26 protein-coding genes are annotated in these 20,444 nt (G+C 64.8%); 18 read left to right on the top strand and 8 right to left on the bottom strand.

Annotation, left to right across the window (positions count from 1 at the left end; all coding sequences use genetic code 11):
* The first annotated feature begins 61 nt into the window (after positions 1 to 61).
* The 9 genes from JEQ47_RS14220 to JEQ47_RS14260 all read left to right on the top strand — a co-directional run bounded on the left by JEQ47_RS14220 (position 62) and on the right by JEQ47_RS14260 (position 6,018).
* Positions 62 to 544, top strand: coding sequence for a glutathione peroxidase (locus tag JEQ47_RS14220; protein WP_198877098.1), 483 nt, complete (start codon positions 62 to 64; stop codon positions 542 to 544).
* A gap of 123 nt (positions 545 to 667) precedes the next feature.
* Positions 668 to 1,126 (top strand): Crp/Fnr family transcriptional regulator, encoded by a 459-nt coding sequence (locus tag JEQ47_RS14225; RefSeq protein WP_198877099.1) that lies wholly within the window; start codon positions 668 to 670, stop codon positions 1,124 to 1,126.
* Entirely contained in the window at positions 1,123 to 1,416 is a 294-nt protein-coding gene (locus JEQ47_RS14230; protein WP_198877100.1) for an Rdx family protein, read from the top strand. Before JEQ47_RS14225 ends, JEQ47_RS14230 begins: the two co-directional genes overlap by 4 nt.
* A gap of 67 nt (positions 1,417 to 1,483) precedes the next feature.
* Positions 1,484 to 1,849, top strand: a complete 366-nt coding sequence (locus tag JEQ47_RS21180; protein ID WP_198877101.1) for a YegP family protein — start codon at positions 1,484 to 1,486, stop codon at positions 1,847 to 1,849.
* A gap of 73 nt (positions 1,850 to 1,922) precedes the next feature.
* Entirely contained in the window at positions 1,923 to 2,711 is a 789-nt protein-coding gene (locus tag JEQ47_RS14240) for a substrate-binding periplasmic protein (protein ID WP_198877102.1), read from the top strand.
* A gap of 165 nt (positions 2,712 to 2,876) precedes the next feature.
* The gene (locus JEQ47_RS14245) at positions 2,877 to 3,695 is read left to right on the top strand and encodes an amino acid ABC transporter permease (RefSeq protein ID WP_198877103.1); all 819 of its coding nucleotides are present in this window, start codon (positions 2,877 to 2,879) and stop codon (positions 3,693 to 3,695) included.
* Between the two features lie 182 nt (positions 3,696 to 3,877).
* Positions 3,878 to 4,405: a CreA family protein gene (locus JEQ47_RS14250; protein WP_198877104.1), complete on the top strand. Its 528-nt coding sequence runs from the start codon at positions 3,878 to 3,880 to the stop codon at positions 4,403 to 4,405.
* A 168-nt stretch (positions 4,406 to 4,573) separates the two neighbouring features.
* Positions 4,574 to 5,209, top strand: coding sequence for a peroxiredoxin (locus JEQ47_RS14255; protein WP_198877105.1), 636 nt, complete (start codon positions 4,574 to 4,576; stop codon positions 5,207 to 5,209).
* Between the two features lie 455 nt (positions 5,210 to 5,664).
* The gene (locus JEQ47_RS14260) at positions 5,665 to 6,018 is read left to right on the top strand and encodes a septal ring lytic transglycosylase RlpA family protein (RefSeq protein WP_198877106.1); all 354 of its coding nucleotides are present in this window, start codon (positions 5,665 to 5,667) and stop codon (positions 6,016 to 6,018) included.
* A gap of 189 nt (positions 6,019 to 6,207) precedes the next feature.
* On the opposite strand, the gene JEQ47_RS14265 is transcribed toward JEQ47_RS14260, so the two are convergent.
* From JEQ47_RS14265 to JEQ47_RS14275, 3 genes are read right to left on the bottom strand one after another with little or no spacing between them, the layout of a single operon-like run.
* Positions 6,208 to 7,173 (bottom strand): aldo/keto reductase, encoded by a 966-nt coding sequence (locus JEQ47_RS14265; protein WP_198877107.1) that lies wholly within the window; start codon positions 7,171 to 7,173, stop codon positions 6,208 to 6,210.
* Between the two features lie 23 nt (positions 7,174 to 7,196).
* Positions 7,197 to 8,192, bottom strand: coding sequence for an aldo/keto reductase (locus JEQ47_RS14270; protein WP_198877108.1), 996 nt, complete (start codon positions 8,190 to 8,192; stop codon positions 7,197 to 7,199).
* Positions 8,183 to 8,353 carry a YjiS-like domain-containing protein gene (locus tag JEQ47_RS14275; RefSeq protein WP_198877109.1) on the bottom strand — a complete coding sequence of 57 codons (171 nt, stop codon included), beginning with the start codon at positions 8,351 to 8,353 and terminating at the stop codon, positions 8,183 to 8,185. Before JEQ47_RS14275 ends, JEQ47_RS14270 begins: the two co-directional genes overlap by 10 nt.
* A 184-nt stretch (positions 8,354 to 8,537) precedes the next feature.
* Here JEQ47_RS14275 and JEQ47_RS14280 point away from each other — a divergent pair, with 184 nt between their 5' ends.
* The 7 genes from JEQ47_RS14280 (at position 8,538) to JEQ47_RS14310 (ending at position 15,023) form a co-directional block, all read left to right on the top strand.
* Positions 8,538 to 9,413: a LysR family transcriptional regulator gene (locus JEQ47_RS14280; RefSeq protein WP_198877110.1), complete on the top strand. Its 876-nt coding sequence runs from the start codon at positions 8,538 to 8,540 to the stop codon at positions 9,411 to 9,413.
* A gap of 71 nt (positions 9,414 to 9,484) precedes the next feature.
* Complete coding sequence (locus tag JEQ47_RS14285) at positions 9,485 to 10,066, top strand: hypothetical protein (protein ID WP_198877111.1); 582 nt, start codon at positions 9,485 to 9,487, stop codon at positions 10,064 to 10,066.
* 90 nt (positions 10,067 to 10,156) lie between these two features.
* A complete protein-coding gene (locus tag JEQ47_RS14290; RefSeq protein ID WP_198877112.1) occupies positions 10,157 to 11,329 on the top strand; it encodes an MFS transporter in 1,173 nt (390 codons plus the stop codon).
* A complete protein-coding gene (locus tag JEQ47_RS14295; protein ID WP_198877113.1) occupies positions 11,326 to 12,519 on the top strand; it encodes an MFS transporter in 1,194 nt (397 codons plus the stop codon). The genes JEQ47_RS14290 and JEQ47_RS14295 overlap by 4 nt, the downstream gene beginning before the upstream one ends.
* Positions 12,512 to 12,976 (top strand): MmcB family DNA repair protein, encoded by a 465-nt coding sequence (locus JEQ47_RS14300; protein ID WP_198877114.1) that lies wholly within the window; start codon positions 12,512 to 12,514, stop codon positions 12,974 to 12,976. Before JEQ47_RS14295 ends, JEQ47_RS14300 begins: the two co-directional genes overlap by 8 nt.
* On the top strand, positions 12,973 to 13,875 hold the full coding sequence (locus JEQ47_RS14305; RefSeq protein ID WP_198877115.1) for an SMP-30/gluconolactonase/LRE family protein: 903 nt from the start codon (positions 12,973 to 12,975) through the stop codon (positions 13,873 to 13,875). The genes JEQ47_RS14300 and JEQ47_RS14305 overlap by 4 nt, the downstream gene beginning before the upstream one ends.
* 11 nt (positions 13,876 to 13,886) lie before the next feature.
* Entirely contained in the window at positions 13,887 to 15,023 is a 1,137-nt protein-coding gene (locus tag JEQ47_RS14310) for an MFS transporter (protein WP_198877116.1), read from the top strand.
* Between the two features lie 152 nt (positions 15,024 to 15,175).
* Here the strand turns inward: JEQ47_RS14310 and truB are convergent, their stop codons facing one another.
* From truB to JEQ47_RS14330, 4 genes are all read right to left on the bottom strand, one after another.
* Positions 15,176 to 16,081 carry a tRNA pseudouridine(55) synthase TruB gene (gene truB, locus JEQ47_RS14315; RefSeq protein ID WP_236020882.1) on the bottom strand — a complete coding sequence of 302 codons (906 nt, stop codon included), beginning with the start codon at positions 16,079 to 16,081 and terminating at the stop codon, positions 15,176 to 15,178.
* A gap of 2 nt (positions 16,082 to 16,083) precedes the next feature.
* Positions 16,084 to 16,491, bottom strand: a complete 408-nt coding sequence (gene rbfA / locus JEQ47_RS14320) for a 30S ribosome-binding factor RbfA (protein WP_198877117.1) — start codon at positions 16,489 to 16,491, stop codon at positions 16,084 to 16,086.
* 33 nt (positions 16,492 to 16,524) lie between these two features.
* On the bottom strand, positions 16,525 to 17,184 hold the full coding sequence (locus JEQ47_RS14325) for a hypothetical protein (RefSeq protein ID WP_198877118.1): 660 nt from the start codon (positions 17,182 to 17,184) through the stop codon (positions 16,525 to 16,527).
* A gap of 160 nt (positions 17,185 to 17,344) precedes the next feature.
* Complete coding sequence (locus JEQ47_RS14330) at positions 17,345 to 18,364, bottom strand: 2-hydroxyacid dehydrogenase (protein ID WP_198877119.1); 1,020 nt, start codon at positions 18,362 to 18,364, stop codon at positions 17,345 to 17,347.
* 114 nt (positions 18,365 to 18,478) lie between these two features.
* On the opposite strand from JEQ47_RS14330, the gene JEQ47_RS14335 reads away from it, so the two are divergent.
* Positions 18,479 to 19,021 (top strand): SH3 domain-containing protein, encoded by a 543-nt coding sequence (locus tag JEQ47_RS14335; protein ID WP_236020883.1) that lies wholly within the window; start codon positions 18,479 to 18,481, stop codon positions 19,019 to 19,021.
* A 7-nt stretch (positions 19,022 to 19,028) separates the two neighbouring features.
* Here the strand turns inward: JEQ47_RS14335 and JEQ47_RS14340 are convergent, their stop codons facing one another.
* Complete coding sequence (locus JEQ47_RS14340) at positions 19,029 to 19,826, bottom strand: siderophore ferric iron reductase (RefSeq protein ID WP_198877121.1); 798 nt, start codon at positions 19,824 to 19,826, stop codon at positions 19,029 to 19,031.
* A 166-nt stretch (positions 19,827 to 19,992) separates the two neighbouring features.
* Here JEQ47_RS14340 and JEQ47_RS14345 point away from each other — a divergent pair, with 166 nt between their 5' ends.
* A complete protein-coding gene (locus JEQ47_RS14345) occupies positions 19,993 to 20,421 on the top strand; it encodes a TadE/TadG family type IV pilus assembly protein (RefSeq protein ID WP_198877122.1) in 429 nt (142 codons plus the stop codon).
* Positions 20,422 to 20,444 lie beyond the last annotated feature (23 nt).

Below are 20,444 nucleotides of genomic sequence, written 5' to 3' on the forward strand. Positions count from 1 at the left end.
TCGCATTTCCCAGGCAACAAAGTGTGCTAGGTCTGGATCATTCCCGATCCAGAGCGCTCCCATGACCAAGACCCTGTCCGATTTCTCCGCCAACCGCCTTGACGGTCAGCCGCAATCGCTGGCCGACTATGCCGGCAAAGTCGTGATGGTGGTCAATGTCGCCAGCAAATGCGGGCTCACGCCGCATTATGAGGGGCTTGAGGCGCTTTATCGCCAATACAAAGATCAGCGCCTCATCATTCTCGGTTTCCCCTGCAACCAGTTCGCCGAACAGGAGCCGGGGACCAGCGCCGAGATCGCCGAGTTCTGCGAGCTGAACTACGGTGTCAGTTTCCCACTGTTCGAGCGCGTCGACGTCAATGGCGACGCCGCTCACCCGCTCTACGACTGGCTCAAATCCTCCGCGCCCGGCATTTTCGGCACCGAGGACATCAAGTGGAATTTTACGAAGTTCCTGGTCGGTCGCGATGGCCGCGTGGCCGAGCGTTTCGCGCCGGTCACCGAACCCTCGGACATCGCGCCGGCGGTCGAAAAGCTGCTCTAGGCGGTCCATTCACAGCCGTCCGGGGCCTTTCTCCGGGCGGCTTTGCTTTGCCCTTCCAATGTTTTAGATTTCGCCCAGGAGACAGCCGGGCACTGGTCCGGCGGGGTTTTGGAGGCAAGGCCGATGGCCGATATTCTCGACTATTGCGCGGACCTGGCGGAAGTGCGGTTCAAGTCCGGGCAGGTCATGCTGCCCGAGGGGGAGCGCCTGGGCAAACTTCTCGTGCTGATCGAGGGTCAGGTGGAGGTCATCCGCGAGCGCACCCAGGTCACCCATGTTGACGAGCCCGGCTCGATCTTTGGGGAAATGGCCGTGCTGCTCGACATGCCCCATTCCGCCACCGTCAAGGCGCTCTCGGCGGTGCGCGCCTATGAAATCCCCGATGCCCTGACCTTTCTCGAAACCCGCCCGGAAATGAGCCTCCACATCGCCACCATGCTGGCGCGGCGGCTTTATTACACCACTTCCTACCTCGTCGACCTGCAGCAGCAGGCTGCGGGCAAGCGGCAGGATCTCGACCTGGTGGATCAGATCCTTTCGAGCCTCGTCGATCCCGCCGAAGCCGGCAAGAAGCGGAAATGAGCGACAAGCCGGCAGTGTCGATCGCCTATTGCACGCAGTGCAACTGGCTGCTGCGGTCCGGCTGGATGGCGCAGGAACTGCTCTCCACCTTTTCCACCGAGCTCGGCCAGGTCACGCTCATCCCCGGCACCGGCGGCATTTTCGAAATCCGCCTCGGCGACGAGCTGATCTGGGAGCGCAAGCGCGATGGCGGCTTCCCCGATATCAGGGTCTTGAAGCAGATGGTCCGCGACCGCATCGATCCCGATCGCGACCTGGGCCATGTCGACCGCGTCGCGCTTGAACACTGAGGGTTTTCAACTGCCCCGATTGCGCTAATCTTGGCCTCGCAGACTTAACCTTTGGGAGGCCAGCGTCATGGCTCACAAGTTCAATATCACTGCAGCATCGGGCGACCAGTTCAAGTTCGACTTCTCCTACAATTCCGAGAAGATTTTCTGGTCCGAAAACTACAAGCAGAAATCCAGCGCCAAGGCCGGCATCGAGTCGCTCAAGAAAAATGCTCCCGGCGCGGCCACCGTCGATCTGGGCAAGGGCGAAACCGGTTCGGGCTATCGCTTCGAGATCGTCGAGAGCAAGGACGGGCAGCATTTCGTGCGCTTCGTCGCCGGCAATGGCGAGACGATGGCCCGCACCGAAACCTATGCCTCCAAGGCCAGTGCCAGGAATGCCATCGAGTCGCTCAAGACCAGGGGCCCCGGCGCCGACGTGCTGGACGCCTAGTCGTCTGCCCCATTCCCAAACCTGACCGGATTGGTCTAGTCTCCCGGGGACAATACCGGGAGACGTCAAGACCATGACCATGAAATCCGCTCTGCTTGCCGGCGTCGCGCTGGCTGTCGCTGCCCTGCCGGTCGCCGCGCAGGACCTGCCCGACCTCCAGGGCCGCACCATCCATGCGGTGACCGAGAACGCCTATTATCCGCTCAATTTCGCCGGCCCGGACGGACAGGGTATCGGGTTGGAATATGACGTCATCAACGAGGTCGCCAAGCGCCTCAATGCGACGGTGGAATGGGATCTCACCGCCTGGGACGTGATGATCGAAAGCGTGCGCACCGGCCAGTTCGACATCGGCGCCGATGGCATCACCATCACCGCCGAGCGCGAAGAGCAGATCGATTTCACCGATCCCTTCATCACCGTCGAGCAGTATTTCCTGGTCCGCGCCGATGAAGAGCGGATCACCGGCCCCGAAAGCTTTGCCGAAAACACCGATCTGCTGTTCGGCGCCCAGGCCGGCACCTCGTCCTTCTACACCGCCATCTATGACGTGCTCGATGGCGACGAGGCCAATCCGCGGGTCAAGACCTTCGACAGCTTCGGCGCCGCGGTGCAGGCGGTCAAGGCCGGCGACGTCGATGCCGTCATCGCCGACCAGGCCGCCGCGACCGGCTATATCGGCGCTGATCCGGGCGCCTTCAAGCAGGTGGGCGAGAGCATCAAGTCCGATCCGCTCGGCTTCATCCTCACCCCCGGCTCTGATCTGGTCGAACCGTTCAACGCCGCCCTCGACAGCATGCGTGCCGACGGCTGGCTCGACGAACGCATCAACTACTGGTTCTTCGACTACGCAGCTGAGTAAGCTTCACCGAACCCCCACCCTTGATCCCTCCCCACAGGGGGGGAGGGAGACGATGAACACCGGCACCTCGCCCAGCGCCTCCCTCCCCTTGATGGGGAGGGACTGAGGGTGGGGTGACAGACTTTCCACTGGCCAAAAGCCGTTGAGCGGTACACACCCTCCCCCATGACCTACCGCCCCCGCCGACCATCGCTGTTTGCCCGCCTGCCCTATTGGCTGCTGGCCATCCTGCTGCTGTTCGTCGTCGGCCTCTGGGCCATCACCACCAACGAGACCTATGCGGGCATTTTCCGCATGCTTTCGGCCGGCGTGGTGACGACGCTCTGGGTGACCATGGTCGCGTTTTTCGCCGCCACCATATTGGGGCTTCTGGTGGCGCTGGCGCGCACCTCGAACGTTCGCGTGCTGCGCGAGATCGCCACCTTCTATGTCGAAATCCTGCGCGGCATTCCGATCCTGGTGTTCCTCTTCTACATCGCCTTTGTTGCCGCTCCGGCCATGGTGGCCGGCTTCAACTGGGTGATGGCGCCGTTTATCGGCTGGGGCTGGATCGAGCCGGCCACCGTGCGCGGCTTCGATTTCGTCTGGCGCGCAATTTTCGCGCTCACCGTCTGCTATTCGGCCTTCATCGCCGAAATCTTCCGTGCCGGCATCGAGGCGGTCGGCCGCGGACAGATCGAGGCGGCGCGCTCGCTGGGGCTGTCGCGCTGGCATTGCTTTCGCCACATCATCTTCCCCCAGGCGCTGCGCACCATCCTGCCGCCGCTAGGCAATGACTTCGTCTCCATGGTCAAGGATTCGGCGCTGGTCTCGGCCCTGGGCGTCCAGGACATCACCCAATTGGGCAAACTCTCCGCCTCCTCGAGCTTCCTCTTTTTCGAGACCTACAATGTCGTGGCCTTCCTTTACCTCACCATGACCATCTCGCTCTCCCTGCTGGTGCGCTGGTTGGAGCGGGTGATGGATCAAAGGGTAGGGCGGTAGAGATCGCTCCGGCGTATCCAAAACACCGGGTCATTCCCGCGAAAGCGGGAACCTCCGTTGGCGATGCGAAAGGGAGAAACAGGGGTTCCCGCTTTCGCGGGAATGACGTCCGGATTTTATGTGCGGGTCTTGTGAATGACACGCCGCTCCCCCATCTTCCTCCTGTCATTTCGGAGGACACCATGCATCCCATCGCCCGTTTCGCCGTGCTCGCCGTCGCCGCCGTGTCGCTGGCCGCCTGCGGCAATCGCAGCGAGGTGGCCAATGTCGGGGTCGACTGGACCGGCAACGACATTTCCATCGAAGCGGTGGCCGATCCCGATGTCGAGGGCGTGGTGTGCCACCTCTCCTTCTTCAACCGCTCCTTCATCGATCGCATCAGCCAGGGCAACTGGTTCGAGGACCCGTCCTATTCGGCGCTCGACTGCTCAGCGGTCGGCCCCATCACTGTGGGCGACATCAACATGCGTGGCGGTGGCGAGGAGATCTTCCAGCAGGGCCGATCGCTGATCTGGAAGTCCCTGCGCGTCACCCGCATCTACGACGCCGCCAACAATTCTCTCGTCTATCTCGCCCATGCCCGCCAGGTGCAGCAGGGCTCGGGCAAGATGAGCCTGTCGGTCGTGCCGCTCTATGGCGAGGAGGTCACCTGGACCAATGGCGCGCCCGCTACGCCGCAGCCCGTAGAGGGCTCGGTCATGGTGCAATAGGCCGCCCATTGCACCGGCGCCGCGCCCGGGGGAACGGCTTGGCGCGCTTCTGCCCAACAAGGCAAAAGCGTTCCGCATGAGGCCGCTTCAACCGGCAGGCTTGAGTACGATATTCTCTTTGACAACAAGACGATGCACCCGCCCGCGCGCGGGAACAAGGAGAAGGCCATGGCAATCCTGATCGGCGATACCGCCCCCGATTTCACCCTCGAATCCACCGAGGGCACCATTCACTTCCACGATTTCATCGAAGGCTCCTGGGCGGTGCTGTTCAGCCACCCCAAGAATTTCACCCCGGTCTGCACCACCGAGCTGGGCTACACCGCAAAGCTCAAGGACGAATTCGCCAAGCGCGGCGTCAAGGTTCTGGGCCTTTCGGTCGACAAGCTCGAGGATCACGCAGGCTGGGCCCGCGACATCGAGGAGACCCAGGGCTCGGCCCTTAATTTCCCGCTGCTGGCCGATACCAAGGGTGAGGTCGCTCGCCAGTACGACATGATTCACCCCAATGCCGACAACACGCTGACGGTGCGTTCACTCTTCGTCATCGGTCCGGACAAGAAGGTGAAGCTCAAGATCGAATACCCGGCCTCGACCGGGCGCAACTTTGACGAGATCCTGCGCGTCATCGACAGCCTGCAGCTGACGGCCAAGCACCAGGTGGCGACACCGGTGAACTGGAAGCAGGGCGAGGACGTGATCATCGTGCCGGCCGTGAGCAACGAGGCAGCCAAGGCGAAATATCCGGAGGGCTGGAAGGAACTCAAGTCCTACCTGCGCATTGTCCCTCAGCCGCAGGGCTGATCCCGCGGCACCCTGTTTTCTCCCTGACCAACTGGGCGGTGACATCAGTCATCGCCCTTTTTCGTGCCTGAAACTGGCCCAATCTGCCACATTCCCGCCCAAAAGCGGCATCGGTGGCGACCTCAGGGGGCGCATTTCCCGCCTCCGCCCACCCATTTGGGTGTTGTTGGGTGCGGTTTGACGGAACCGTGACCCAAACGTCACAGGGCGCAAATCGGTTCCCGCTTATCGCGAAAAATCGTCGACATGGTGATGGAAACCCCCGTTGCGGGAGATTCGGTTTCTAGGATTGATGAAATCTGAACGCCCGGTCGTCTCGCCGACGGGCGGCAAACCTGTGGCATACGTGCATCAGGCTGAGGCCGGACGTCGCACGGGTCGGAAACTGCCCCATTCAGGGCCCCGCTCGCCCCTATTCAATCGGTCATCGAAAACTTCAGTGAGTTCCAAGACCATTGACTAAGAAAGCCGTTCTCGCCGCCGCATCTGTTGCAGCTCTTCTCCTGTCGTCCTCTGCAGCATATGCGCAGTGTGGTGGCGCCTCCTGGTACGGTCCCGGGTTCAACGGCAAGGTTGCCGCCTCCGGCGAGGTCTTCAACCAGGATGCCATGACCGCGGCGCACCGGACTCTTCCTTTCGGCACCAAGGTTGAAGTCACCGACCAGAACACCGGTAAGACGGTGGAGGTCACCATCAACGATCGCGGGCCATTCCACGGCAAGCGCATCATCGACCTTTCCAAGGGCGCAGCGGCTGCCCTCGGCTTCCAGAACCGGGGCGTCACCTCGGTCTGCATCGCGGAAAAGTAAGTTCCGCTTCTCCTCCCGAGACGAGAAGGCCGCCCGGTTGTCCGGGCGGCCTTTTTCATTGAGGGGATAACCTCTTAAGTCACTCCAAAACTGGTTGTCACCCCGGCGAAAGCCGGGGCCCATCCTGAGATATCAGGATGGATCCCGGCTCAGGGCCGGGATGACAGCCGGTGGGTGTGTGAGTGTGCCCTAGCGCAGATGCAGGCTCTCGATGGCCGCGAGTTGCTCTGCCTCCAGCGGCCCCGCCGCTTCGGCCTTGAGCGCCACCGACAGCTCGGCGCGGTTCTTCACCCCCAGCACCAGCGTATCGACCCCCTTGATCCCCAGCGCATAGCGGTGGGCGACAAGGGCCGGGTCTTCGCCCCAGCCCCGGCAGAGCGCCCGGAACGCTTCGGCCCTGGCATAGTCGTCGCGGTCCGGTCCGTGGGTGTCGGGTCGATCGAAGCTCTCGGTCAAGGCGCCCGCCTGCACGGCCCGCACCCCCATGACCCCCACTCCGGCGCGCCGCGCGGCGGCGATGACGTCGCGGGGCCGTGGCGCAAGGCCGGTACCGTTCATGGCGCCCGGACTGTCGAGCAGGTTGGCAATGGCCTGCACGGCGGCAGGCACCGGCCCCTCGGACAGCGCATCGATGGTCGCCGCTGCATGATTGATGCCGGTAATACCCCAGTCGCCGATCAGTCCCTCGGCCACCAGCCGGGCAAAGGCCGGGCGTACTGCGTCCCGATAAAGCGAAAGGGCTGTCGAGCGCTCGTTCTTGGGCGGCTCGCCCGGCGGATATTCGAAATCGTCGGGCCGGATTTCGCTGTGGAGCAGCATCATGTCCACCCGCTCGAGCCGCATGGCGGCAAGGCTGGCGGCCAGCGATGCCCGCAGGCGGAAATAGACATCCTCCATCGCCACCGTGCCCAGGCTATACTTGGTGGTGACCCGCACGCCACTGGGCAGGCGCCCGGCAAAGGCCTCGCCGATCATCGCCTCGCAGATCTGGTAGCCGGGCGCCGCATCGATCAGCGTAATTCCGCCATCGACTGCGGCGCGCAGCGTGGCCACGGCTTCCTCCTCCGAGGTCGGGCCCCAGACCTGGCCGATGCCACCGCCGCCCAGGGTCAGCCGGCTGACCGTGCCGAAGCGTCCCAATTGATTGGTCTTCATGCATATTCTCCTTGGATATGGGCTCAGGCGAGCTGCAGGTCGGTCCGCAGCACGGCGTCGATCTCGGCCATCACGGCCGCAGGCAACGGACCCTTTTCCAGCGCGCCCAGATTGTCCCGCACCTGGGCTTCCGTCTTGAAACCCGGGATCGGGAACGTGTGCGGCGAACGGGCCAGGATCCAGCCCAGCGCACCTTGAGCCGGCGTGCGACCGCCGCTGGTCAGCAGGTCGCGCAGCGCCGCCAGCCGCGCCAGCACCTGCGGGGTCGGAACGCCGCCCTCGAAGTGCTTGACCCAGCTATGCCCGGCTCCGCGTACGTCGCCGGCGCCAAAGCGCGTCTGCGGGCCGAACTTGCCCGACAACAGGCCCATGGCCAGCGGCGAACGGTTGAGGCTGGCAAGGCCCGCCTCGGCGCAGAGATCGAGCATGTCGGGTCCATCATGCATCACGTTGAGCTCCTGCTGCACCGCAGCGAAATGCGGGAACTTCAGCATGCGTCGGGCCGCCCCGGCGTCGTCGGTGCTCCAGCCCCAGTGGCCGATCCGCCCGGCTTCCGCCAGCTTTTCCAGCGCCGCACCTGCCGCGTCCGCCTCGGCTTCCGTGAGGCCGCCCGGATGGATCTGGTAAAGGTCGATGCGCTCGATGCCGAGCCGCTTCAGCGACTGGGCATTGGCCCGGTCGATGTAAGAAGGGCTGACATCGACGCCGAGCACCGCCCGCTGTCCTGCGTCATAGGTAAAGCCGAACTTGGTGGCGATGATTACAGAGTCGCGCCGGCCCTTTATGGCAAGGCCGATGATTTCCTCGCTGTGTCCCGTGCCATAGGCATCGGCGCTGTCGATCAGCGTGGCGCCGAGATCGAGGCCGACCTCGATCGCGCGGATCGATTGGGCATCGTCCACCTCGCCCCAGCCGTCATTGCGCCCGTCGAGGGTGAAATGACCGCCGATCGCCCAGCATCCGAGCCCGATCGGCGCCACCATCCGGCCGGTACGGCCAAGCCTGCGTGTCAGTGCCATTTGCGTGCCCCCTCCGCATCGAGGCGGGCAACGAAGTCGCCGATATGGCTGCGCTCGATGCCCATGTCGCCGAGCAGCCGATCGTCCAGCATGGACAGCTTGCGGCGGGTGACGTTGCGCATATGCCAGGCATGCAGCCGGCGGCTAAGGGGTTCGAACATTCTTCGTCTCCTCTGAAATTGGGCGCAGCCGGATCCGGTCACGGCACGGTGGGTGCCGCGTTTCAAAACCAGATGTGTGCTGCGATATCGATCCGCATGTCCGCGGATCGCTGCGGAGACAATTGCGCATTTCTGGCGGTTTGCGCTATATTCAGGAACGCAATACGCTTTTCAGAAATGCAAAATGGATTTCTCCTGGGACGACCTCAGACTGTTTCTTGATGTCGCGCGGCTGGGTGGGCTGAGTGCCGCGACCACGACGACCGGCCTTTCGGCAGCCACGCTCGGCCGGCGCGTTACCGCGCTGGAACACCAGGTCGGCGAGCCGCTCTTCGTGCGCAGTCAAACCGGTTATCGTCTGACCCCCTCCGGTGAGGAACTGCTCTTGCGCGCCGAAGAGGTCGAGGCGGCCATGCTGTCCCTCAAGCGCTGGAAGGACGGCGCCATCGGTGAGCGCGTGGTGCGTGTGTCAGCCGGCCCCTGGACCTCGGCTTTCCTTGCGCGTCATATCGCCGATATCTGGACCGCCGCCGACCGCTTCGCGCTTGAACTCGTGACCGCCAGCCAGAAGGTCGATATCGGCCGGCGCCATGCCGATATCGGCCTCCGCAACCAGCGTCCCACCGAGCCTTTCCTTGCCGGCCGGCTGATCGGCAAGGTTGCCTATGCCCTTTATGCCCGGCCCGAGCTAATCAACGGCGTTGCCGCGGGCTATTTTGTCGGCGTGGCCGGGGAGGGTGGACAGACCCATTCGGCGCGCTGGCTCCATGCCCGCCATGGCGATCGCATCGCTACCCGCGGCAATGACGCCATGAGCGTCCTCGAACTGGTGGCGGCCGGGGCCGGCATTTCGGTTTTTCCCTGTTTCGTGGGCGACAGCGATCCGCGCGTCCACCGCATGGCCGCGCCCGTGCCCGAACTCGAAACCGAGCAATGGCTGGTCTGCCACCACGAGGAGCGCCACCTCCCTGCCGTGCGCATGGTGACCGACCGCATCGCCGCGCTGATGCGCAAGCACAGTGCGCTCTTCCGGGGCGAGGCGGCCCCCGAGGGCCAGTGAAACGGGCCTTAGCACTGTATTAGCGCCTCGGGCGCACTCTTGCTGCCGGCGTGAAAAATGGGCGACGCTCCATGCAGGCATTTGCTTACATCGTGGGGCCCGATAGCGGTCCTCGGGCGGCTTTGTTCGATCTGGCACGGGGCATCGGCTTTGCCGGGGTCGCGCCGCTCTCGTCCATGGCCGCGGCCGGGCAACAGATACTTGCGACCCCGCTGTGCTTTTTCCTCTTCGCCGCGACCGACGATCTGCGGAGCCTGCGCGGCATTGCCGATGCCGTGCGCTTTTCCACGGTGCGGCGGCTGCGTTTTTCCCCGCTCGTCTATTTTGCCGAGAGCCCTTCCGCCGAAACCATCGGCGCCTGCCTCAATATGGGGTTCGACGATATCATCACCATGCCCTTCACCCAGGCGCGGGTGGAGGAGCGGCTCGCCCGCCAAGTAGGCCAGCCGCTGGTCTATTACGAAACCGCAAGCTATTTCGGCCCCGACCGGCGTGGTCGCAACGGCCTGCCGCGCACCGCGCACGAGAACCGCACAGGCGGGGTCTATCGCCGGTTCGAGATCATCCGCGACATCACGGGCGGCACGCATGTGCTGCGGGACGATCATGTCGTACCCGAGGCCCGTGTGACCGTCATGCAATCGTTGCAATAAACCGTTCTACAAAATGCTCCGGCCTATTCTCAGCGCTGCTGAAATCGCCTAGCTTGCGGCCCATCGATCTGATTTGAGCACTTTCCAAAAATGCGATTTGGCCTTGCGCTGCCGCCCCAGATCAAGGTCTTCGGGGCATTCTTCGTTTATTCCTTCTGCATGGGATCCATCTTCCCCCGCCTCCCCGATATTCAGGAGGCCATGGGTGTGGGCGAAGGTGCGCTGGGCCTGGCGCTGATCGGCTCGGCCGTCGGTACGCTGATTTCGCTGACCTTTGCCGGCCGCTTCGTCGAGGCCGTCGGGTATCGCCGCGTCCTGCTCGTCGCCATCCCGCTGCTTTCCGCGCTCTATGCGCTGGCCAGTTGGGCGCAGTCGCCGCTCGCCTTCTTCCTGCTGCTCCTGCCCGTGGGCCTTACCATCGGCTGCATCGAGATCATCATCAATGTCGAGGCCGACCGGGTCGAACACCAGATCGGCCGCCGCATCATGAGCCGCGCGCACGCCTTCTGGAGCCTCGGCTTCTTTGCCGCCGGCATGGTCGGCTCCTTTGTCGCCCAATCAGGGCTCGAAGTGCATTTCCACCTCATGCTGATGATCCCGGTGGTCATCCTCGCGACCCTGCTTGTGCTCGGACAGTTCCAGCCGGCGCCGCATCGCCATGACACCAGCGCCGAAGAGGCGCCGCGTTTTGCCCGCCCCACCACCACCATCATGGCGCTGGTCGCCGTCTGCCTTTCGGCCATGCTGATGGAGGGCGCAGGCATTGACTGGTCGGCCATCTACATGCGCAACATCTTCGGCGCCGAGCCCTTCTGGGCCGGTCTTGCCGTCGCCACCGTGGCCGGTTCGCAGGGTGTCGCCCGCTTCTTTGCCGACAGCTTCGTCGAGCGTTTCAGCCCGGTTCTCGTGGCCCGCGTGCTGCTGACCGTTCTGGGTGCCGGCGTGCTCGCCGCCTTCTTCGCCCCTGCCGCCTGGGTCGCCTATCTCGGTTTCGCGCTGATCGGCGTCGGCTCCTCGGCGCTGTTCCCGCTGGCCATGTCGGCCGCCGCGCAGCAGACCGATCGGCCCGCCGCCATCAACGTCGCCGCCCTGGCGCAGTTCTCCTTCACCGCTTTCCTCCTCGGGCCGCCACTCCTTGGCTATATCGGCGAGCATTTCGGCATTCAGTGGGTGTTCGGCGTCGGCTTCCCGCTGGTGCTGCTCGGCCTTGCCACCGCCCATGTGCTGGGTCCCAAGCCCGTGCTGCGCGAGGTGACGCCATGAGGATCGAACCGCAGCATCGCATCTATGCCTGCTTCTTCTTTTTCGCCGTGACCACCGGCGCGCTGATGGCGCGCCTGCCCGATATCCAGACCCATTTCGGCCTCACCGAGGGGCAGCTCGGGCTCACCATGATCGGCATGGCCATCGGCTCGCTGATCGCGCTGACCGTGGGCGCGCCCATCGTCGAAAAGCTCGGCTTCCGCACCACCGCCTTTTTCACCACGCTGGGGCCGGCCATCCTTTTTGCCACCATTCCCTGGCTGCCGGTGGCGCCGGCCATGTTCGCCGTGCTGTTCATCGTGGGACTCCTGGCCGGGGCCCTGGAGATCAATCTCAATGTCGAGATCGATCGCCTCGAAGCCCAGTCCGGCAAGCGCTACATGAACCGCGCCCATGGCTTCTGGAGCGTCGGCTTCTTCGTCACCGCCCTTTTCGGCGCCATGATCCGCCAGTCCGGCGTGTCGGCGGGCCTGCATATGGGTGCGGTGGCGCTGATCGTCGTCGTGATCGGCGGCTGGCTCATCTATGGCGCCACCAATGCGCCGAAAAAGCCCCAGGCGGCGGGCGAGGCCTCAGGCCACCACTTCGCCTTCCCCAATTTGGGGCTCCTGCCGCTCTGCCTCATCGGCTTTGCCGCCTTCCTCGTCGAGGGCGCCGGCATCGACTGGTCGGCCATCTATATGCGCGACGTCTTCGCCGTCGAACCCTTTGTGGGCGGCATGGGCCTCACGCTCTTTGCCTTTTTCATGGCGGTGATGCGCCTTTCGGCCGATCCCATCGTTTCCCGCTATGGGCCGCGCAATGTCGCCATGGTCATGCTGAGCTTTGCCAGCCTCGGCGCCCTGGCGGTCGGCGTTGCGCCCCATCCCGCGCTGGCCCTCCTCGGCTTTGCCCTGATGGGCGCGGGCTGCTCGGCGGTCTATCCGCTGGCGGTTTCGGCCGCCGCGCAGCGCACCGACAGGCCGGCGGCGGTCAATGTCGCCGCCCTGGGGCAGGTGAGCTTCGTGGTCTTCTTCCTCGCGCCGCCCCTGCTGGGCTTCGTGGCCGAATATATCCACATCCGCGCCTCCTACCTCATCTGCCTGCCCTTGCTCTTGGCGGGTCTCTGGGCGTCGAGCTTTGCGCTCGGCACCAAAAAGGTGGACACTCCTCCGGGAATGCCCGCCGAACCTCTGGGACCCAATGGCTGACCTGCCACCTATCGTCGACCTCCGCCAGTCGGCTACGGCCCTGCGCGTCCAGCGCGGGGTCATGCGCATGCTGCGCGAGCGTCACGACATGTCCTGCTATGCCGAAGTGCCGCTGGCCAATGGCCGCCGCGCCGATGTCATGGCGGTCGGCCCCAAGGGCGAAATCTGGATCATCGAGATCAAGTCGAGCCTCATCGATTTCCAGGTCGATCGCAAATGGCCCGAATACCGTGAGTTTTCTGACCGCTTCTTTTTCGCCAAGCCGCCCGAGCTCGATGCGGAAATCTTTCCCGAAAGCGAGGGCCTGATCGTCGCCGACGGCCATGACGGGGCCATCCTCCGCGACAGTCCCGACACCCCGCTCGCCCCAGCCCGGCGCAAGGCACTGATGCTCAAGCTTGCCCGCATGGGCGCCGACCGCATCCATGTGCTGATGGATCCGGGACCGGTCGCGTGAGTGTTTTTTCCCTGAGGGCCGAACCACTGGTGCCGGCGGGTAATCAAACCGGAGAATGCCCGGTCTGGGATGCGGCAAACGCCGCCCTCTACTGGGTCGATATCCCGAGGGGCCTGATCCAGCGTCTCAACGCCGATGGCCAGGTCGAGCGCTGGACTGCACCCATGATGATCGGCGCCATTGCACTCACCGAAGCGGGTACGCTTGTCGCCGCGACCGAGCGCGGCTTTGCCGAGGTCACCCTCGACGTCGACGGCACGGCGCGCCTTGGCCCCATCGCCGATGTCCTGTCGGCCGGCAATTCGATGCGCTTCAACGACGGCGCGGTGGACCGGCAGGGGCGCTTCTGGTCGGGCACCATGCTGATGCCGCCCGATCCCGCCCGTCCCGTGGGCGTGCTCCACCGCCTCGACGGCGACGGCAGCGCCCGGCCGATCGTCGACGGCCTCCTTATCCAGAACGGCCTCGCCTGGAGCCCCGACGGGCGGCGGATGTACCTTTCCGATTCCCACCCCTCCGTGCGCACCATCTGGCGCATGGATTTCGATCCCGAAACCGGCACGCCGAGCAATCGGCAGGTCTTCTGCGCCGATCTTCCCGGCCGTCCCGATGGCGCCGCGATGGATGCGGATGGCTGCTACTGGATCGCGGCGACCGATGCCGGAAAAATCCTGCGGCTGACGCCCGAGGGCAAGATTGACGCCGAAATCGTCGTGCCGGTGCCCAATCCCACCAATCTCTGCTTTGGCGGGCCGGATTTGAGGACCGTCTTCATCACCTCCATGCCGCCCAAATCGGGCGACGTGCCCATGGCCGGTGCGCTGTTCTCGGCCGAACTGCCCTTTGCCGGCCTTGCCGAGCCGCGTATGCGCCTGGCCCGGCGCCGCACCCGGACCTAAGTTACCCCGCCATGCTCTCCACTCATTGGCGCATTGTCGCGCTGTTTTTCACCCATGCCCTGGCCGCCGGCGCCATCCACACCCGCATTCCCGACCTCCAGGAGCTGATCGGCCTTTCCGATGCGCAACTGGGTCTGGTGCTCATGGGCCAGCCGCTTGGCGCGCTGTCCATGTTCCTGTTTTCGAGCGCCATCATCGAGCGCTTCGGGCCGCGCCTTATGATCCTGGTGCTCCTGCCCGGCGTCGTCGTGACCGCAGCTCTGGCCAGCGTCCTGCTCCATCCACTGGCACTGTTCGTGCTGCTGGCCGTCAACGGGATAGGCTTTTCGCTCACCAATATCGCCATGAATGTCGAGGCCGACCGGGTCGAGGCGGCAAGCGGCGCGCGGGTGATGAACACCTGCCACGGCGCCTGGAGCCTTGGCTTCCTGTTGACCGCCCTGCTCGGCGCCGCCCTGCGCGGGCTTCATGTCTCGCCCGCCATCCACCTCTGGGGTCTCGCGCCGATCCTGATTGCGCTGATCTTCGTCGTCGTCCTGCCCATGCCGGCCATGCCGCCGCGCGCCCATGCCGACGGCACGGCGAAAAAGCTCGCCTGGCCCACCTGGGCGACCATGGGTCTCGTCGCTTTCGGGCTCGGGGCCGGCCTGACCGAGGGCGCAGCGCGCGCCTGGTCGATCATCCTCCTGCGCGACAGTTTTGACGTCGCTCCCTTTATCGAGTCGCTGGCTTTGCCGGCACTGCTGGTGGCCATGACCACCGGCCGGCTCCTCGCCGATCGCTATATCGACCGCTTCGGCCCGGTGCTTGTGGCGCGCAGCCTCTCTGCCCTGGCCATGACAAGCATGCTCGTCATTGTCCTCGCGCCTCAAGCGTGGCTGGCGCTTCTGGGCTTTCTCGGTCTCGGCGTGGGCATCTGCGTGCTCTATCCGCTCATGCTGTCAGCGGCTGCACGGTTGGGCGATCGTCCGGCCAGCCAGAACGTGGCGGCGACGACGCTGATCTTCCAGATCGTCAATCTCGGCGCCCCGGTGCTGATCGGCGGCGTCGCCGAAAGCTTCGGCGTGCGCATGGCCTTTGCCGGGCTGATCCCGCTCCTGGCGCTGACCTTTGTCATGGCCGGGCGATTGAGGTCGGAAGAAGACTGATTGTGCAAGACCCCCACCCTTGATCCCTCCCCACAAGGGGGAGGGAGACGATGAACACCGACGCTGCGCCCAGCGCCTCCCTCCCCTCGATGGGGAGGGAATGAGGGTGGGGTGGGGCCAGACACTCTCCCCCAGAGGGAGAGGTGAAGACCCTAAAGATTAAAAACCCGGCCCGGCTTGAACTGGCCGAATTCGACATGGCCGGTGGCCAGCACCTTGCCCTTGAAACTGACCCAGCATTCGTCCAGCGACACCGGGGCGCCGGCGCCGGTGAGCAGCACCGGATTGCCATGGCCCACGGCCGTGGCCTGCACCGCGTCGAGGCGGATTTCGTCGAGGTCGCCGAGCCCGGCCGAAACCGGCTTCAACAGGGCATCGCGCGCGTCGCCCTCGGCCGCCTCGAGCTGGTCGAGGGTAATCGCATCGGCATCGGTAAAGGGTCCGACTGCGGCGCGATGGAGCTTGGTGACATGGCCCACCGTGCCCAGCGCCTCGGCAATGTCGCGCGCCAGCGAGCGCACATAGGTGCCCTTGCCGCAGGTCACTTCCAGCACGCTTTCGTCCGGTCCATGCGAGACCAGCGTGATGGCGTCGATATCGATGGGCCGTGCCGCCAATTCAACCGTCTCGCCGGCCCGCGCCAGGTCATAGGCGCGCTCGCCATCGACCTTGATCGCCGAAAAGGCCGGCGGCCGCTGCATGATCGTGCCGGTAAAGCGCGGCAGCACGGCTTCGAGCGCCGCGCCATCGGGGCGGATGTCGGAGGTGGCGATGACGTCGCCTTCGGTGTCGTCCGTGGTGGTGGCGCGGCCCCAGCCAATGGCGAAGCGATAGATCTTGGTTCCGTCCTGCACTTGCGGCACGGCCTTGGTGGCCTCCCCCAGCGCAATGGGCAGGATGCCGGTCGCCAGCGGGTCGAGCGTGCCGGCATGGCCTGCCTTGGCGGCACTCAGGAGCCAGCGCACCTTGCCCACGGCCTGGGTCGAGGTGAAGTCATAAGGCTTGTTGAGCACGACCCATCCGGAAATGGCGCGCTTTTTCGATTTTGGCTGGCTCAAGGTCAGTCTTCGCCCGTGTCTTCGTCGTCAAGGTCGCGCTTGACCCGGTCCGAGCGCAAGAGCGCATCGATCCGGCCCGCTTCGGCAAAGGTATCGTCCACGAAGAACCGGATTTCCGGGGCATATTTGAGATCGATCAGCGGCGCCACGCGGCCACGGATGAACTTCTGGTGGCGGTTGAGCGCCGCCACGATTTCCTCGGCATGGGCGCCGCCGAGCGGCATCACATAGGCATTGGCGATCTTGAGGTCGGGCGTCATGCGCACTTCCGGCACGGTCACCACCGCACCGGCAAGGGCCTCGTCCTCGATGTCGTCGCGCGCGAACAGCGCTGCCAGGGCATGGCGCACCAGTTCGCCGACGCGCAGCATGCGCTGGCTCGGGCCAGCGGGCTTATGGTCTTTTTTCATGGGCAAGCGGCTTAGGCCCTTAGGGGCCCGCCGTCAATCCGCCGCGAGGAGCGTCACGTCGGTCTTGAGCCGCGCCATATAGGCTTCGACCTCATCGGGCGTGACCGGCCAGCTTGCCGGATCCTCGGTGTCGAAGGCATCGCCGCGCCACTCCTGATAGACCATGGCGACGCCCTTGTCGGACTTGTAAAAGCCCATGATCATCACTTCGCCCTGGCCGGCAAAGGCTTCGAAGTCATCGAGATAGGCGCCGCAGACATAGCCCACCGGCGGCAGCACGTCTTCCTGGTCTTCCTCGAACTGGAACAGGGCAATGGCTTGCGGGTCGCACGACTGCGCATAGACGTTGATGACCACCGAGCGGAAGTCGGCCAACGACATGCCCGGCTGGTTGGACAGGCGCGCGCCATAGATTTTCGTCCAGAAGGCTTCGCCCTCGCCGCGCGGATAGACTTCCAGATGCGCCTGGCCGCTTTCCTCGACGAAGCGGGTGGAGACCACTTCCGACAGGGCTGCGTCGGTCTCGGCGCCGGTCGCCCAGTCGGGCATGGGCAAGGTCAGGGTCTGGTTCAGCGCCTCGAGCACCAGCTTGCCGTCCTGGATGGAAAAGGGCAGGGCGCCGTTCACCTGCGCTGAGGCGGGAGCGGTCAGCGCCACAAGGGCCGCCAAGGGAGCCAGCACGTGTTTCATCATGACTGCGGGGATCTCCTGACACCCGAAACGCGATCCTGTGTCGAAGGCGCAGTCCCCAGCCGCGTCGACAGGCTGACGATTAGGGGGCAAGGCCAAAGGGTGCAAGAGCCTGCCGAGCAAAAGTTGCAACTGTTGCCCGCTCGTCCCTTATGGGCAAAGGTCAGCCACGGGCGCTGCGCGGCTGCGGCTGGTCGGGCAGCAGGCGGTGTGGCGGCTGGTGTCCATCCATGAAGGCGCGGATGTTGACGATCACCGCTTCGCCCATCTCCACCCGGGCTTCCAGCGTCGCCGAGGCCATATGCGCGGTGAGCACGACGCGATTGTCCGATGCCAGCGCCAGGAGGCGCGGATTGATGCCATGGCGGTTCTCGAACACGTCGAGCGCCGCTCCGGCCAGGCGCCCGCTTTCGAGTTCTGAGATCAGCGCCGGCTCGTTCACCAGTTCGGGTCGGCTGACATTGACCACATAGGATCCCGGCTTCATGCGGCCGAGCCGCTCCGCCGAAAGGATATGGTGGGTGTCGCGGGTCAGCGGCGTGTGCAGCGAGACGATGTCCACGGCCTCCAGCATGGCGTCGAGATCGTCCCAGTGATGCGCATCGAGCGGCGTTTCCACCGCCGGCGGCCGCCGGTTGCGCGAATAATAGTGGATGTTGAGCCCGAAGGCCCGTGCCCGCTGCGCCACGGCAGTGCCGATGCGGCCCATGCCGACAATGCCCAGTGCCTTGCCGCGGAGGCGATGCCCCAGCATCGAAGTGGGCGACCAGCCGGCCCATTCGCCCTCGCGCAGCAGCATCTGCGTCCCTTCCACCAGCCGCCGGGGCAGCGCCAGCATCAGCGCCGTGGCCATGTCGGCCGTATCCTCGGTCAGCACCGAGGGCGTATTGGTGACGGTCAGGCCCGCCGCCCAGGCCGCTTCGAGGTCGATATTGTCCACCCCATTGCCGAATTGGGCGATCAGCCGCACGCTTTGCGGCAGGCGGGCGATCAGGTCGGCATCGATTCGGTCGGTAATGGTGGAAACCAGCACGTCCTTGCCGGTGAGACCCTCGAGAATATCCTCGCTGGTCAGCGCCACGTCGGCTTCGTTGACATCGGTTTCGAACAGGGTCGCCATGCGCGCTTCAATGCTCGCCGGCAGGCGCCTGGTCACCAGGATCTGGGGTTTATGCGCGCTCATGCGTTCCGAAAACAAGGCCGGTCCACCCCGGCGCCAGGGCCGCCTTCAGCGACCATTAAGGATCATGGGCTAGTGATAAGGCAAATCCAATCCGTCTGCAAAGTGATGTTGTTCTTGCCAGCCTTCACGGGCCGCGTCCGCGCTTTTCTTTTTGTCATTATCGCCGCTGTGTCCGGCCTTTGCACCGTTCCCGCTCAGGCCCAGGACAATCCCAGCGGCCTGAAACTGCCGCGTTTCGTCACCACGCGCTCGCATCCGATCAACGTGCGCGTCGGGCCGGGCACGCGCTACGAAATCGCCTGGAACTACACGGTGTCAGGCGTGCCGGTGGAGATCATCCAGGAGTTTGACACCTGGCGCAAGATTCGCGACATGGACGGCGCCGAGGGCTGGGTGCACCAGAGCCTGCTCTCGGGCAATCGCGCCGGTGTCGCCACGCCCCTCATCGCCAACGGCGAAGTGGCCATGCACACGCAGAAGGCCGAGACCGCCTCGGTGCGCGCGCGCCTCTCGCCCGGCGTACGGGTGACGATCAGCGAATGCGACGGCGCCTGGTGCAATGTTGCGGCCGGCCAGCCGGGCGAGGGCCGCCCCTATGCCGGCTGGGTGCGCCAGGAAGAACTCTGGGGCGTCTATCCCGACGAGGAATTCGACTGACCTCAAGTCAGCTCGCCGCATCGAGCTCGGCAAGAGCATTGGCCGTCTGCCGGGCAATGCGCACATCGTCGTCCTGCTTGGGACACGAGGTGCAATAGGTGTCGGGAAAGGCGAGGTAATCGAGGCAGCAGCCCTTGCGCGCCACGATATTGACCCGCCGCCCGTCATGGAGGTCGAGCCTTTCGAGTTCGCCCATGCCCACAAGGCCCATGGCCTCGAGCCAGAGCGTGCAGAGCCGCTTCTGCTCCTCCACCGTGATCTCGGGCTGGAAATGCGGCAGCCGCGTCATCAGCGCCAGCATCCGGTCAGTGAGCAGCCGCAGCGCCGGTACGCGCTTGAGCTTTGTCACCGTGTTGATCTCATTGAGGATCGCATCGGCCATGGCCCGCAGGTCCGTGCCGGCGCGAGCGATCAGCGTTTCGAGATCGTCAGTCACCATCGGCCCGGACCGAAGCCGGTAGCGGTCGACATCGAGGTTTTGCAGCGCCTGGCTGATCCCAGCCACCTTGGGCAGCGCGCCATGGAGATGCACGGCGATGACTGCCAGGTAGGCCGGCTGCCACATCAGGTTGGTCCAGAGCCGCACCGCGTAAAAAGGCTGCCCGGCCTGCGGATAGGCTGCGGCATTGCGGTCGTAGAGCGTCCGGAGAAAGGCCGAATTGTCTTCGCCCAGCGTGTGCCAGCCCGGCAGATGCCCGCCGGGCGCGCCCTTGAGGAAGCCCGTCGCCGATGCACCGAGCGCGATGAAGCGGGTCAGCGCGACATCCTCTTCAGTGGCGGCAAAGAGATAGTTTCGGGCGGTCAAAGCTGGGCCTCGTGAGCTGGCACAGCACTATCGCGTTCAACCGGAGGAATAAAGTCATCTTTTCGCGCGGGGTTTCTACGGCTCGCGCAAATACCGATGGCGCCCTTTACCACCCGCTTGCCGCGCCGGGGCAATCTGGTCGCACGAGACCATCCCGGAGGCTTCCATGCCAGGCCTTCTCAGCCGCTTCCATGCCGCGACCACGGGGACCGCGGTCATCGAATTCGCCATCCTGACGCCGGTCTATCTGCTGATGCTGACCGGCATGCTGGCCTATGGTCTTTACTTCGGCACCGCCCATGCGCTCCAGCAATTGTCCGCCGACGCCGCCCGCACCGCCATTGCCGGGCGCGACGAGGCCGAACGTGACGGGCTGGTTTCCGCATTCCTCGATCGCAATGCATCGCGCTACATGCTGATCGATCGGGCCCTGCTGACCCACAGCGTGGGGGACAGCACCGCCGATCCCAATCAATACGAAGTGCGCCTCAGCTATGACGCGACGGCGCTGCCGATCTGGAACCTCTACCCGCCCCTGCCGCTGCCCAGCACGACCATTTCCTATGGGGCGACGATCCGGCGGGGCGGCATATGAATGGGTCTTGGCCAGAATTTTGC

The sequence above is a fragment of the Devosia sediminis genome (genome assembly GCF_016411825.1).
GTDB classification, from domain to species: Bacteria; Pseudomonadota; Alphaproteobacteria; order Rhizobiales; family Devosiaceae; genus Devosia; species Devosia sediminis.

Coding starts and splice junctions, on each gene's coding strand:
- JEQ47_RS14245 (WP_198877103.1), top strand. CDS start 2,877: ATGACCTACCGCCCCCGCCGACCATCGCTGTTTGCCCGCCTGCCCTAT.
- JEQ47_RS14225 (WP_198877099.1), top strand. CDS start 668: ATGGCCGATATTCTCGACTATTGCGCGGACCTGGCGGAAGTGCGGTTC.
- JEQ47_RS14230 (WP_198877100.1), top strand. CDS start 1,123: ATGAGCGACAAGCCGGCAGTGTCGATCGCCTATTGCACGCAGTGCAAC.
- JEQ47_RS14295 (WP_198877113.1), top strand. CDS start 11,326: ATGAGGATCGAACCGCAGCATCGCATCTATGCCTGCTTCTTCTTTTTC.
- rbfA (WP_198877117.1), bottom strand. CDS start 16,491: ATGAAAAAAGACCATAAGCCCGCTGGCCCGAGCCAGCGCATGCTGCGC.
- JEQ47_RS14285 (WP_198877111.1), top strand. CDS start 9,485: ATGCAGGCATTTGCTTACATCGTGGGGCCCGATAGCGGTCCTCGGGCG.
- JEQ47_RS14300 (WP_198877114.1), top strand. CDS start 12,512: ATGGCTGACCTGCCACCTATCGTCGACCTCCGCCAGTCGGCTACGGCC.
- JEQ47_RS14280 (WP_198877110.1), top strand. CDS start 8,538: ATGGATTTCTCCTGGGACGACCTCAGACTGTTTCTTGATGTCGCGCGG.
- JEQ47_RS14345 (WP_198877122.1), top strand. CDS start 19,993: ATGCCAGGCCTTCTCAGCCGCTTCCATGCCGCGACCACGGGGACCGCG.
- JEQ47_RS14255 (WP_198877105.1), top strand. CDS start 4,574: ATGGCAATCCTGATCGGCGATACCGCCCCCGATTTCACCCTCGAATCC.
- JEQ47_RS14250 (WP_198877104.1), top strand. CDS start 3,878: ATGCATCCCATCGCCCGTTTCGCCGTGCTCGCCGTCGCCGCCGTGTCG.
- JEQ47_RS14290 (WP_198877112.1), top strand. CDS start 10,157: ATGCGATTTGGCCTTGCGCTGCCGCCCCAGATCAAGGTCTTCGGGGCA.
- JEQ47_RS14220 (WP_198877098.1), top strand. CDS start 62: ATGACCAAGACCCTGTCCGATTTCTCCGCCAACCGCCTTGACGGTCAG.
- JEQ47_RS14265 (WP_198877107.1), bottom strand. CDS start 7,173: ATGAAGACCAATCAATTGGGACGCTTCGGCACGGTCAGCCGGCTGACC.
- JEQ47_RS14310 (WP_198877116.1), top strand. CDS start 13,887: ATGCTCTCCACTCATTGGCGCATTGTCGCGCTGTTTTTCACCCATGCC.
- JEQ47_RS14240 (WP_198877102.1), top strand. CDS start 1,923: ATGACCATGAAATCCGCTCTGCTTGCCGGCGTCGCGCTGGCTGTCGCT.
- JEQ47_RS14270 (WP_198877108.1), bottom strand. CDS start 8,192: ATGGCACTGACACGCAGGCTTGGCCGTACCGGCCGGATGGTGGCGCCG.
- JEQ47_RS14325 (WP_198877118.1), bottom strand. CDS start 17,184: ATGATGAAACACGTGCTGGCTCCCTTGGCGGCCCTTGTGGCGCTGACC.
- JEQ47_RS21180 (WP_198877101.1), top strand. CDS start 1,484: ATGGCTCACAAGTTCAATATCACTGCAGCATCGGGCGACCAGTTCAAG.
- JEQ47_RS14330 (WP_198877119.1), bottom strand. CDS start 18,364: ATGAGCGCGCATAAACCCCAGATCCTGGTGACCAGGCGCCTGCCGGCG.
- JEQ47_RS14275 (WP_198877109.1), bottom strand. CDS start 8,353: ATGTTCGAACCCCTTAGCCGCCGGCTGCATGCCTGGCATATGCGCAAC.